This is a genomic window from Streptomyces sp. NBC_00442, from assembly GCF_036014195.1.
In the GTDB taxonomy this organism is placed as follows: domain Bacteria; phylum Actinomycetota; class Actinomycetes; order Streptomycetales; family Streptomycetaceae; genus Streptomyces.
Genome location: NZ_CP107918.1, coordinates 2,041,452 through 2,054,298 on the forward strand (window position 1 = coordinate 2,041,452; position 12,847 = coordinate 2,054,298).

Here is a 12,847-nt window from a genome sequence, read left to right on the forward strand (position 1 = left end):
GGCCCAACCAGGGGCGGTGACAGGGCTGTTGAGGGTGCGCGGCGGGCTACGCCGTTTCGGTCAGGCTCGCGACGAGTTCGTCGGAGGCCGCGTACGGGTCGAGTTCGCCGTCGACGATGCGCTGGGCGAGCGCGTCCAGACGGCGGTCGCCGTGGAGGGAGCCGATGCGCTCGCGCAGGGCGGTCACCGCGATGGTCTCCACCTCGCGCGCCGCACGGGCCCTGCGCCGCTCCGCGAGGACGCCGTGCTCGGCCATCCACGCGTGGTGCTTCTCCAGGGCCTCCACGACCTCGTCGATGCCCTCGCCGCGGGCCGCCACCGTCTTGACGATGGGCGGCCGCCAGTCGCCGGGCCCGCGGGATTCGCCCAGACCCAGCATGTGGTTGAGCTCGCGGGCCGTGGCGTCCGCGCCGTCCCGGTCCGCCTTGTTGACGACGTAGACGTCGCCGATTTCGAGGATGCCGGCCTTGGCCGCCTGGATGCCGTCGCCCATGCCCGGCGCGAGCAGCACCACCGAGGTGTCGGCCTGCGAGGCGATCTCGACCTCGGACTGCCCGACGCCCACCGTCTCGACGAGGATCACCTCGCACCCCGCGGCGTCCAGGACCCGGATGGCCTGGGGCGCGGACCAGGCCAGACCGCCCAGGTGGCCCCGGGTCGCCATCGAGCGGATGTAGACACCGGGGTCGGAGGCGTGGTCGGACATCCGCACCCGGTCGCCGAGCAGGGCGCCGCCCGAGAACGGCGACGACGGGTCGACGGCGAGCACGCCGACCCGCTTCCCGGCCCTGCGGTACGCGCTGACCAGCGCGGAGGTGGACGTCGACTTGCCGACACCGGGCGACCCGGTGAGCCCCACGACGTACGCGTTGCCCGCGAGCGGGGCCAGCGCCGCCATGACCTCGCGCAGCTGCGGGGACGCCCCCTCGACCAGCGAGATCAGCCGGGCGACGGCCCTGGGCCTGCCTTCCCGTGCCTGGGCCACCAGTTCGGGGACGTCCACCATTGCCGCTCCGTTCAGTCGCGTACGCACCGCGGGGATCTGGGGTTACTTGCCCGGACTACTTGCCGGGGACGCGCACGATCAGGGCGTCGCCCTGGCCACCGCCGCCACACAGGGCCGCCGCGCCCACGCCGCCGCCGCGGCGCTTCAGTTCGAGGGCGAGGTGCAGCACGACGCGGGCGCCGGACATGCCGATGGGGTGGCCGAGGGCGATGGCGCCGCCGTTCACGTTCACCTTTTCCGGGGACACCCCGAGATCCTTCATTGACTGCACGGCGACCGCGCCGAACGCCTCGTTGATCTCGATCAGGTCGAGGTCCTCGACCGTGATGCCTTCCTTGCCGACCGCGTGCTTGATCGCGTTGGAGGGCTGCGACTGGAGCGAGCTGTCGGGGCCCGCCACGTTGCCGTGGGCGCCGATCTCGGCGATCCACTCCAGGCCGAGCTCCTCGGCCTTGGCCTTCGACATGACGACGACCGCGGCGGCGCCGTCGGAGATCTGCGAGGAGGTGCCGGCCGTGATGGTGCCGTCCTTGGCGAAGGCGGGGCGCAGCTTGGCGAGCGACTCGACGGTGGTGTCGGCGCGGATGCCCTCGTCCTGGGCGAACAGCACCGGGTCGCCCTTGCGCTGCGGGATCTCGACCGGAGTGATCTCGGCCTCGAAGATGCCGTTCTTCTGGGCGGCGGCGGCGCGCTGGTGCGAGGCGGCGGCGACCTCGTCCTGCTCGGCGCGGGCGATGCCGAGGCGGGTGTTGTGCCGCTCGGTCGCCTCTCCCATGGGGATGTTCTCGAAGGAGTCGGTCAGACCGTCGTACGCCATCGAGTCGAGCATCTCGATCGCGCCGTACTTGAAGCCCTCGCGGGACTTCGGCAGCAGGTGCGGGGCGTTGGTCATGGACTCCTGACCGCCCGCGACCACGACGTCGAACTCGCCGGCGCGGATCAGCTGGTCGGCCAGCGCGATCGCGTCGAGACCCGAGAGGCACACCTTGTTGATGGTGAGCGCGGGCACGTTCATCGGGATGCCGGCCTTCACGGCGGCCTGGCGGGCGGGGATCTGGCCGGCGCCCGCCGTGAGCACCTGGCCCATGATCACGTACTGCACCTGGTCGCCGCCGATGCCGGCCCGGTCCAGGGCCGCCTTGATGGCGAAGCCGCCGAGGTCGGCGCCGGAGAAGGACTTGAGGGAGCCGAGGAGCCGGCCCATGGGCGTACGGGCGCCCGCGACGATCACTGAGGTGGTACCGGTCGTTCCAGACATGAGGCACGGCCCCTTGGGAGGTGAGGTGAACGAGGGTTTACTTCGAGCGTACTGAGCGGTACCTCCCCACGTCACCGGGCAGCCGGTGTGATCGCGCGCACGTTGCGTAACCACCCCCGGGAGCGCTGCACTGGTCCCATGCTGACGCGAATCGACCACATCGGGATCGCCTGTTCCGACCTCGACAAGACCGTCGAGTTCTACCGTGCCACCTATGGCTTCGAGGTGTTCCACACCGAGGTCAACGAGGAGCAGGGCGTGCGGGAGGCCATGCTCAAGATCAACGAGACGTCGGACGGAGGGGCCTCCTACCTCCAGCTCCTGGAGCCCACCCGCGAGGACTCCGCGGTCGGCAAGTGGCTCGCCAAGAACGGCGAGGGCGTCCACCACATCGCCTTCGGCACCGGGGACGTCACCGCCGACTCCGAGGCCATCCGCGACAAGGGCGTCCGGGTCCTGTACGACCAGCCCCGGACCGGCTCGATGGGCTCGCAGATCACCTTCCTGCACCCCAAGGACTGCCACGGCGTGCTCACCGAACTCGTCACATCCGCCCCCGACCACGGCACGGACACCACCGCCCACTGAGCCCACACAGATGGAGGCCGGACCTCCGGATACTCGGCCCGGTACAGTGGGCGGTTCCGGGCCGGGGTCGGGTCGGGGCCTGAGACCCACGCCCCTGTTGTGATCTGACACCATTCACCGGGGGCCCCGTCCGTCGTGTGCGGTCGGACGGTGCTCGTACGGGCAGTGTTCGCGACCAGGGGACGGATGGGACCGCGCAGTGCGGGGCTACGAACGCCAGGAGAGCCAGAGCCACCGGCCTGACGACCACCTCTCGCGGTTCGAGGCCGAGATGGAGCGGCTGAAGACCGAGCGGGAGAAGGCCGTTCAGCACGCCGAGGATCTCGGTTACCAGGTCGAAGTGCTGCGCGCCAAGCTCCACGAGGCGCGCCGCAATCTCGCGACCCGTCCCGCCTACGACACGGCGAACGTCGGCTACCAGGCCGAACAGCTGCTCCGCAATGCCCAGATGCAGGCCGAGCAGCTGCGTACGGACGCCGAGCGCGAGCTGCGTGACGCCCGCGCCCAGACCCAGCGCATCCTCCAGGAGCACGCCGAACACCAGGCGCGGCTCCAGGCCGAGTTGCACGCCGAGGCCGTCAACCGCCGCCAGCGCCTGGACCAGGAGCTCGCCGAGCGCCGGGCCACCGTCGAGTCGCACGTCAACGAGAACGTGGCCTGGGCCGAGCAACTGCGGGCCCGCACCGAGGCGCAGGCCCGCCGGCTCATGGAGGAGTCCCGCGCCGAGGCCGAGCAGTCGCTCGCCGCGGCCCGCGCCGAGGCCACCCGGATCGCCGAGGAGGCCCGCCAACGCCTGGGCTCCGAGGCCGAGTCGGCCCGCGCCGAGGCCGAGGCGACGCTGCTGCGCGCCCGCAAGGACGCCGAACGGCTCCTGAACGCGGCCTCGGAGCAGGCCCAGGAGGCCACCTCCCACGCCGAGCGGCTGCGCACGTCCACCACCGCCGAGACCGCCCAGGCACGCCAGCAGGCGGCCGAGCTGAGCCGCGCGGCGGAGCAGCGGATGCAGGAGGCGGAGGCCGCGCTGCGCGAGGCGCGGGCCGAGGCGGAGCGGGCGGTCACCGAGGCCAAGGAGGCCGCGGCCAAGCAGGTCGCGAGCGCCGAGTCGGCCAACGAGCAGCGCACCAGGACCGCGAAGACGGAGATCGCGCGTCTTGTCGCGGAGGCCACCAAGGAGTCCGAGACCCTCAAGTCCGAGGCGGAGCAGGCGCTCGCGGACGCGAAGGCGGAGGCCGAGCGGCTGCGCACCGAAGCCGCCGAGTCGGCCCGCACCAGCGCCGCCGAGGACACCGCGGCGCAGCTCGCCAAGGCCGCGCGTACCGCCGAGGAGGTGCTGACCAAGGCGTCCGAGGACGCTCGTGAGACCACCCGCAAGGCGTCGGAGGAGGCCGAGCGGATCCGCCGCGAGGCGGACGCCGAGGCCGAGCGGCTGCGCGGCGAGGCCGCCGAGCAGGCCGACGAGCTCAAGGGCGCGGCCAAGGACGACACCAAGGAGTACCGGGCCAAGACGGTCGAGCTCCAGGAGGAGGCCCGCCGGCTGCGCGGCGAGGCCGAGCAGCTGCGCGCCGAGGCGGTCGCCGAGGGCGAACGGATCCGGGGCGAGGCACGGCGCGAGGCGGTCCAGCAGATCGAGGAGGCGGCGAGGACCGCCGAGGAGCTGCTCGCCAAGGCCAAGGCCGACGCCGAGGAGCTGCGCACCACCGCGGGCGCCGAGTCCGAGCGCGTACGGGGTGAAGCGGTCGAGCGGGCCAACACGCTGCGCAAGCAGGCCGAGGAGACGCTGGAGCGCACGCGCGCCGAGGCCGAGCGGATGCGCTCGGAGTCCGAGGAGCAGGCGGAGCGGACCACGGCTGAGGCCGAGGCGGCCGCCGTCCGGCTGCGCGAGGAGACCGAGCGGGCGATAGCGGCCCGTCAGGCCGAGGCCGCCGAGGAGCTGGCCCGGCTGCACACCGAGGCCGAGCAGCGGCACGCCGACGCCGAGCAGGCCCTCGCCGACGCCCGCGCCGAGGGCGAGCGGATCCGGCGCGAGGCCGCCGAGGAGACCGAGCGGATCCGCACCGAGGCAGCCCAGCGCATCCGTACGCTCCAGGCGCAGGCCGAGCAGGAGGCGGAGCGGCTGCGCACCGAGGCCGCTTCCGATGCCTCGACGGCCCGTGCGGAGGCGGAGAGCGCGGCGGTACGGCTGCGCTCGGAGGCGTCCGCGGAGGCCGAGCGGCTCAAGTCCGAGGCGCAGGAGAGCGCCGACCGGATGCGCGCGGAGGCCGCGGCCGCGGCCGAGCGGGTGGGCAACGAGGCCGCCGAGGCGCTCGCCGCGGCCCAGGAGGAAGCCGTGCGGCGCCGCCGCGAGGCCGAGGAGACCCTGGGCTCGGCCCGCGCCGAAGCCGATTCCGAGCGCGCTCAGGCGCGTGAGCAGAGCGAGGAGCTGCTCGCCTCCGCCCGCAAGCGGGTCGAGGAGGCGCAGACAGAGGCGCAGCGGCTCGGCGAGGAGGCCGACCGGCGCGCCACCGAGCTGGTGTCGACGGCCGAGCAGACCGCCAAGGACGTGCGCGATTCCGTGGCCGGGCTCCGTGAGGAGGCCGAGCAGGAGATCGCCGGGCTGCGCAGCGCCGCCGAGCACGCGGCGGAGCGCACCACGAGCGAGGCGCAGGAGGAGGCGGACCGGGTCCGCGCCGACGCGCACGCCGAGCGCGAGCGCGCGGGCGAGGACGCGGGCCGCCTCAGGGCCCGCGTCCAGGAGGAGTCCGAGGCCGCGAGGGCGCTGGCCGAGCGGACCGTCACGGACGCCATGGCCGAGGCGGAGAAGGCCCGTTCGGACGCGGCCGAGTACGCGCAGCGCATGCGCACCGAGGCCTCCGACACGCTCGCCTCGTCCGAGCAGGACGCTGCGCGCACCCGGGCCGAGGCCCGTGAGGACGCCAACCGGATCCGCTCCGACGCCGCGAGCCAGGCCGACCGCCTGGTCACCGAGGCGACGGCGGAGGCCGAGCGGCTCGCCGCCGAGTCGAGTGCCGAGGCCGAGCGCCTCACCACCGAGGCCCAGCAGGTACGGGTCGAGGGCCAGGCCGAGGCCGACGCGCTGCGCGCGGAGGCACGCGAGGAGGCCGAGCGGGTCACCGCCGCCGCCCTCGCCGAGGCCGAGCAGGCCACGACGGCCGCCCGCGAGGAGGCCGAGCGGGTCACCAGCGCGGCGCGGGTGGAAGCGGAGCGCACCACCAACGAGGCCAACGCGTATGCCGAGTTGGTCACCACCGAGGCGCGCTCGGATGCCGGTTCCACGCTCGGCGCGGCCAACGCCGAGGCGGAGCAGACGATAAGCGAGGCCCGTGCCGAGGCCGAGCGACTGCTCGACGAGGCGCGCAGGGCCGCCGACAAGCGGCGCTCCGACGCGGCCGGGCAGGCCGACCAGCTCATCGCGGAGGCGAGCGGCGAGGCCGAGCGGCTGCGTGCGGAGGCCGCCGACACGGTGGGCTCCGCCCAGCAGGCCGCCGAGCGGATCCGGGCCGAGTCCGAGAAGAACCGTGCCCGCGCCGACGAGGCCGCCGACAAGACGCGCAACGAGGCCCGCGAGGAGGCGGACCGGCTGCTCGACGAGGCGCGTACGGCCGCCGCCAAGCGGCGTGCCGACGCCGCCGAGCAGGCCGACCAGCTCATCAACAAGGCCCAGGAGGAGGCGCTGCGCGCCGCCACCGAGGCCGAGGAGCAGGCCGACACGATGGTCGGCGCGGCCCGCAAGGAGGCAGAGCGGATCGTCGCGGAGTCGACGGTGGAGGGCAACTCCCTGGTGGAGAAGGCCCGTACGGACGCCGACGAGCTGCTCGCCGGCGCACGCGCGGACGCCACGGCCATAAGGGAGCGCACCGAGGAGGTGCGCTCGCGTACCGAGGCGGAGATCGAGGAACTGCACGAGCGGGCCCGCCGCGAGAGCGCCGAGCAGATGAAGACGGCGGGCGAGCGCGTCGACAAGCTGGTGAAGGCCGCGACCGAGCAGACCGCCGAGGCGCAGGCCAAGGCCAAGTCGCTGGTGGCGGACGCCGACTCCGAGGCGCACAAGGTCCGTATCGCCGCGGTGAAGAAGGCGGAGGCGCTGCTCAAGGAGGCCGAGACCAAGAAGGCCGAGCTGGTCCGCGAGGCCACCGCGCTGCGCGACGAGGCGGCGGCGGAGGCACGCCGCACGGTCGAGGACGGCAAGCGCGAACTCGACGTCCTCGTCCGCAGGCGGCAGGACATCAATGCCGAGATCTCCCGTGTCCAGGACGTACTTGAGGCGTTGGAATCATTCGAGGCGCCGACCGGGGGCGGCAAATCCGGGTCGGGCGGCGGTTCTTCCGCTGGTGTCAAGGCGGGTGCGGCGGCCGGGGCAACACGTTCGAGTGGCAAGTCTTCGGAGGGCTAGCCACTCAAAAGGCTGGACATTCTCCAGATCAAACGGGCATCCGCTCGATGACACGCCGCTTGGGCCCCTAGGATTCCCCGTATCACCTCACCGGTCTCATTCGACAGGAACCCCATGAGCGACACTTCCTCCCCCTTCGGCTTCGAGCTCGTGCGGCGTGGTTACGACCGCGGTCAGGTGGATGACCGCATTACCAAGCTCGTCGCCGACCGTGACAGTGCTCTGGCACGGATCACTTCTCTGGAAAAGCGCATCGAGGAGCTCCACCTCGAAACGCAGAACGCCCAGGCTCAGGTGAACGACGCGGAGCCGTCGTACGCCGGTCTGGGTGCGCGGGTCGAAAAGATCCTGCGGCTCGCCGAGGAAGAGGCGAAGGACCTGCGCGAGGAGGCCCGTCGGGCCGCCGAACAGCACCGCGAACTCGCCGAGTCCGCCGCCCAGCAGGTGCGCAACGACGCCGAGTCGTTCGCGTCCGAGCGCAAGGCGAAGGCCGAGGACGAGGGCGTACGGATCGTCGAGAAGGCGAAGGGTGACGCCTCTCAGCTCCGTTCCGAGGCGCAGAAGGACGCGCAGTCCAAGCGCGAGGAGGCGGACGCCCTCTTCGAGGAGACCCGCGCCAAGGCCGCCCAGGCCGCCGCGGACTTCGAGACGAACCTCGCCAAGCGCCGCGAGCAGTCCGAGCGCGACCTGGCGTCGCGTCAGGCCAAGGCCGAGAAGCGCCTCGCGGAGATCGAGCACCGCGCGGAGCAGCTCCGCTTGGAGGCCGAGAAGCTGCGTACGGACGCGGAGCGCCGGGCGCGCCAGACGGTGGAGACGGCGCAGCGCCAGGCCGAGGACATCGTGGCCGACGCCAACGCCAAGGCGGACCGGATCCGTTCGGAATCGGAGCGCGAGCTCGCGGCCCTCACCAACCGTCGCGACTCGATCAACGCGCAGCTCACCAACGTCCGCGAGATGCTGGCGACGCTGACCGGTGCGGCCGTGGCCGCCGCCGGTTCCCCGGTCGACGACGAGCCCGTCTCGCGCGGCGTTCCGGCGCAGCAGTCTCGCTAGTCCCCGCAGCCCGTCCCCCGTGGGCTGCGGCAGAAAACCGCGAAGCCCCCTGCCATTCCGGTGGCGGGGGGCTTTGTTCACGTCTAGCGTAGGCGCATGATCGAGCTAGAGGGTCTCACCAAGAGGTACGGCAGCAAGGTCGCCGTCGACCAGCTGTCCTTCCAGGTCAGACCGGGAGTGGTGACCGGCTTTCTGGGACCCAACGGAGCCGGCAAGTCGACGACGATGCGCATGCTGCTCGATCTGGACAACCCGACCAGCGGAACCGTCCGCATCGACGGCAAGCACTACCGCGAGCTGGCCGAGCCGCTGAAGTACATCGGGGCGCTGCTCGACGCCAAGGCGATGCACGGCGGCCGCACCGCGTACAACAACCTGCTGTGCCTGGCCCAGTCCAACCGGATCCCGGCGTCCCGGGTCTCCGAGGTCCTCGACACCGTGGGCCTGACGGCGGTGGCGAAGAAGAAGGCGAAGGGGTTCTCGCTCGGCATGGGGCAGCGGCTGGGAATCGCCGCCGCACTGCTCGGCGACCCCGAGATCCTGATGTTCGACGAACCCGTCAATGGTCTGGACCCCGAGGGAATTCACTGGATCCGCAATCTGATGAAGCAGCTCGCGAGCGAAGGGCGCACGATCTTCGTTTCGTCTCACCTGATGAGCGAAATGGCCCTCACCGCGGATCACTTGATCGTCATTGGGCAGGGCCGACTGCTCGCCGATACATCGATGGCGGATTTCATCCGGCAGAACTCCCGGAGTTTCGTGCGGCTGCGTTCGCCCCAGTGGGAACGGCTCGTCGAGGTGCTGCGGGAGGCGGGAATCGCCTACGTCCAGACCGGCGACGGCGCCGTCGAAATCGACAACGGCAGGATCGAGGCGCTCGGTGAACTGGCCGCGCGGCACCAGCTCGTGCTGCACGAGCTCTCGGGCCAACAGGCCTCGCTGGAAGAGGCGTTCATGCAGATGACGGCGGGGTCGGTGGAGTACCACGCACACGGCGCGACCACACCGGGCGGGCCGCCCGCCCAGCCGCCGGGATGGGGCGGCGGACCGCCGGCGCCGAACTGGGGCACGGGCGACCAGGGCAGGGGGGTCTGAGCCATGGCATCGGTACCCGCGGTCCTCAAGTCCGAGTGGACCAAGATCCGTACGGTCTCCTCCACCACGTGGACGCTGGCCTGCGCCCTGATCGTCACGGTCGCGATCGGCGCGGCGCTCTGCGCCCTGATGAAGTCGCAGTTCGACGACCTCAGCGCGGCCGAGAAGGTGACCTTCGACGCGACGTTCATCAGCTTCTCCGGGATGATCCTCGGTCAGCTGGCGATGGTCGTCTTCGGCGTCCTGGTCGTCGGCACCGAGTACAGCTCGGGCATGATCCGCTCCTCGCTCGCCGCCGTGCCGCGGCGCGCCACCTTCCTCTTCTCCAAGGTCACGGTGGCGACCGTGCTCGCGCTCATCGTGGGCATGGTGACCAGCTTCCTGGCCTTCTTCCTCGGCCAGGCGCTGCTCGGCCCGCACCGGACCACCATCGGCGAGCCCAATGTGCTGCGCGCCGTGGTCGGCGCCGGGCTCTACATGGCGCTGATCGCGCTGTTCTCGATGGGCGTGGCGACGATGCTGCGCAGCTCGATGCTGTCACTGGGCATCCTCATGCCGTTCTTCTTCCTGATCTCGCAGATCCTGTCCGCCGTGCCGGGCGCCAAGAACGTGGCCCGCTACTTCCCGGACCGGGCCGGCTCGCAGATCATGCAGGTCGTGCCGGACGCCATGAACAGCGACCCGGCGCCGTACGGGCCCTGGGCCGGTCTGGGCATCATGGTGCTGTGGGTGATCGCGGCGCTCGCGGGCGGCTACCTCGTGCTGCGGAAGCGGGACGCCTGAGCCGCGTGAGGATCACGGGCGCAGAGATCACGACTTAGCCGGAACCGTCAAGGCCTGGATAAGCTCCTCACTCATACGGGGGCATGCCGGCCGCGCGCCGGACACCGCCCCGACGACCCAAACCGTCGATGGGGCTGGAGAATGATCGAGGCAGTCGGCCTGACGAAGCGCTACGGCGCCAAGACAGCCGTACACAACCTTTCCTTTCAGGTGCGGCCGGGCGCGGTCACCGGCTTCCTGGGGCCCAACGGTTCCGGGAAGTCCACCACCATGCGCATGATCCTCGGGCTCGACCGGCCGACCGCGGGCCGTGTGACCATCGGCGGCCACCCCTTCGGCGATCTGCCCAACGCCCCCCGGCAGGTGGGCGCGCTGCTCGACGCCAAGGCGGTGCACGGCGGCCGCAGCGCCCGCAATCACCTCCTCTCGCTGGCGCAGCTCTCCGGCATCCCGGCCCGCAGGGTCGACGAGGTGCTCGGCGTCGTCGGTCTCCAGGACGTCGCCAAGCGCCGCTCCAAGGGGTTCTCGCTCGGCATGGGCCAGCGGCTCGGCATCGCCGCGGCGCTCCTCGGCGACCCGCAGGTGCTGCTCTTCGACGAGCCGGTCAACGGCCTCGACCCCGAGGGCATCCTGTGGGTGCGCAATCTGATGAAGCGGCTCGCCGGCGAGGGCCGCACCGTGTTCGTGTCCTCGCACCTGATGAGCGAGATGGCGCTGACCGCCGACCACCTCATCGTGATCGGCCGCGGGCAGCTCCTCGCGGACATGAGCGTCACCGACTTCATCTCGCACAACTCCGCGGACTTCGCGCGGGTCCGCACCCCGCAGACGGAGCCCGCGCAGCGCGAGAAGCTGACGTCCGCGCTGACCGAGGCCGGCGGCCAGGTGCTCCCCGAGCCGGACGGCGCGCTGCGCGTGACCGGGCTTCCGCTGCCCCGCATCAGCGATGTGGCGCACGAGGCGGACGTACGCCTGTGGGAGCTCTCCCCGCACCAGGCCTCCCTCGAGGAGGCGTACATGCGGATGACGCAGGGGACCGTCGACTACCGCTCGACGGCCGACCAGAAGGCAGGCCTCCAGCCCGTGATGGCCCCCGGGTACGCGCCGCCGCAGGCCATCCCCGAGGTGCCGCAGCAGGGCTGGTACGCCCCGCCGCCGCCCGGCCAGAACCCGTACGCGGGCCCGCCGCAGCCGGCCATGCCTCCGAAGACGCAGCCGCCGGCTCCGGCCGCCCCTGCCGCCCCGACCACGTCCGAGGACGACCGATGAGCATCCCCTACCAGCAGCACCAGCAGCCGCCCTTCCCGCAGGCGCAGGGCGGACAACTCGGCACGTACACCTCGCCGATCGCCGTGCGGCAGGCCACGTTCAAGGACGCGCTCGCCTCGGAGTGGACCAAGATCCGGTCGGTGCGTTCGACCGTGTGGACGCTGGGCGTCCTGCTCGTGGTCCTGCTCGGTGTCGGCCTGCTCTTCGCCTTCCTCGTCGGGTCCGGCGACCAGATGGGGACCGGCGTTCCGGCCCTGGCGTACGGCGCCTTCGGCGTGATCGTCGGCTCGCTCTGTGTGATCACCCTCGGCGTGCTGACCATCTCCTCCGAGTACGGCACCGGCATGATCCGCCCGACCCTGACGGCCTGCCCGAGCCGGGGCCGCATCCTGGCCGCGAAGTCGGTGGTGTTCTTCCTCCTCTCGTTCGCCATCGTGACGATCGGCGCCACCGTCGTCGCGGTCATCCACAACGCCAAGCTGACGTACGGGCCGCCGCCGACCGGCGAGGAGTGGCTGCTGGCGACCGTCGGCATCGGGCTCTACGTGGCGATGCTCGGGCTGCTGTCGCTCGCGGTGGGGGCGCTGATCCGGCACTCCGCCGGCGCGATCGCGATCATGATCGGGGTGGTGCTGCTGCCTCTGGTCTTCGCCATGTTCATGTACGCCGAGCCACTGACCGGCGTACGGAACTTCCTCATGAACTACTCGATCCCCAGCCAGATGATCGCCATGTACGGCACCTCTCCCGGGTCGGCGGGACCGTCCGGCTGGGACTCGCTGTGGATCATCACCGGGATCACCGCGGCCGCTCTCGGCGGGGCCTACTTCGCGCTCAAGTCGCGCGACGCGTAAGAGCGTTCAGTACCTGGGCGCGTTTCAGTACCTGGGCGCGTTCCTGGACCGCTGCACCCGCGAGGTGCGGCGGTCCTTCGCGTTCCAGCACGCCTTGTGCCAGTGCCGGCGCTCGTCCACTCCCCCGTACTCGGGCCAGGCCACCAGGTGCGGCGCGCCGGAGGGGATCTCCTGGTCGCAGCCGGGGCAGCGGTACCGCTTGCCGGCGGCGCTGGCTCCGGCCACGTGCCGTACCGACCACTCCTCGCCCTGCCACGACTCGGTGCCCTGGAGGCCGAAGCGGTCACCGCCCGGCCGGCTCTCGGACTCGGTCGGCTTCTCGCCGCCCTTGGGGCGGTTGCGGCGCGGGGACACGTGGACACCTCACGGGGCGGGCGGACGTTTCTCTCCAGCCTAGGCCCACGGGGTCGGGGTACCCGTCCGGGGAGGGGCGCACGACCGTCACCCTTTCGAGGGACTCTTAGCGGACAATCGCAAAAAGTTGGCGACTGGCCGTGCCTTTGGCACTTGTCAGACGTTCTTGCCAGTAAGAGGGGGAGAGCCGCGTC

The 12,847-nt window shown here is 71.8% G+C and carries 10 protein-coding genes; 7 read left to right on the forward strand and 3 right to left on the reverse strand.

Annotated features, from left to right (window positions below):
• Positions 1-46: 46 nt before the first annotated feature.
• Positions 47-1,006 carry a methylmalonyl Co-A mutase-associated GTPase MeaB gene (meaB, locus tag OG432_RS08990; protein WP_328309512.1) on the reverse strand — a complete coding sequence of 320 codons (960 nt, stop codon included), beginning with the start codon at positions 1,004-1,006 and terminating at the stop codon, positions 47-49.
• A 55-nt stretch (positions 1,007-1,061) separates the two neighbouring features.
• Complete coding sequence (locus tag OG432_RS08995) at positions 1,062-2,264, reverse strand: acetyl-CoA C-acetyltransferase (protein WP_328309514.1); 1,203 nt, start codon at positions 2,262-2,264, stop codon at positions 1,062-1,064.
• 138 nt (positions 2,265-2,402) lie between these two features.
• Between OG432_RS08995 and mce the strand changes: the two genes are divergently transcribed.
• The 7 genes from mce to OG432_RS09030 all read left to right on the forward strand — a co-directional run bounded on the left by mce (position 2,403) and on the right by OG432_RS09030 (position 12,299).
• Positions 2,403-2,852, forward strand: coding sequence for a methylmalonyl-CoA epimerase (gene mce, locus OG432_RS09000; protein WP_328309516.1), 450 nt, complete (start codon positions 2,403-2,405; stop codon positions 2,850-2,852).
• A gap of 199 nt (positions 2,853-3,051) precedes the next feature.
• Positions 3,052-7,242: a polarized growth protein Scy gene (gene scy, locus OG432_RS09005; protein ID WP_328309518.1), complete on the forward strand. Its 4,191-nt coding sequence runs from the start codon at positions 3,052-3,054 to the stop codon at positions 7,240-7,242.
• Positions 7,243-7,356: 114 nt separating this feature from the next.
• The gene (locus OG432_RS09010; RefSeq protein WP_114038199.1) at positions 7,357-8,295 is read left to right on the forward strand and encodes a cellulose-binding protein; all 939 of its coding nucleotides are present in this window, start codon (positions 7,357-7,359) and stop codon (positions 8,293-8,295) included.
• 96 nt (positions 8,296-8,391) lie between these two features.
• On the forward strand, positions 8,392-9,393 hold the full coding sequence (locus OG432_RS09015; RefSeq protein WP_328309522.1) for an ABC transporter ATP-binding protein: 1,002 nt from the start codon (positions 8,392-8,394) through the stop codon (positions 9,391-9,393).
• Between the two features lie 3 nt (positions 9,394-9,396).
• Positions 9,397-10,176, forward strand: a complete 780-nt coding sequence (locus OG432_RS09020) for an ABC transporter permease (protein WP_328309524.1) — start codon at positions 9,397-9,399, stop codon at positions 10,174-10,176.
• Positions 10,177-10,317: 141 nt separating this feature from the next.
• A complete protein-coding gene (locus OG432_RS09025) occupies positions 10,318-11,445 on the forward strand; it encodes an ATP-binding cassette domain-containing protein (RefSeq protein WP_328309526.1) in 1,128 nt (375 codons plus the stop codon).
• Positions 11,442-12,299, forward strand: coding sequence for an ABC transporter permease subunit (locus tag OG432_RS09030; RefSeq protein WP_328309528.1), 858 nt, complete (start codon positions 11,442-11,444; stop codon positions 12,297-12,299). The genes OG432_RS09025 and OG432_RS09030 overlap by 4 nt, the downstream gene beginning before the upstream one ends.
• Before the next feature lie 24 nt (positions 12,300-12,323).
• Here the strand turns inward: OG432_RS09030 and OG432_RS09035 are convergent, their stop codons facing one another.
• On the reverse strand, positions 12,324-12,653 hold the full coding sequence (locus tag OG432_RS09035) for an ATP/GTP-binding protein (protein ID WP_328309530.1): 330 nt from the start codon (positions 12,651-12,653) through the stop codon (positions 12,324-12,326).
• Positions 12,654-12,847: the final 194 nt, after the last annotated feature.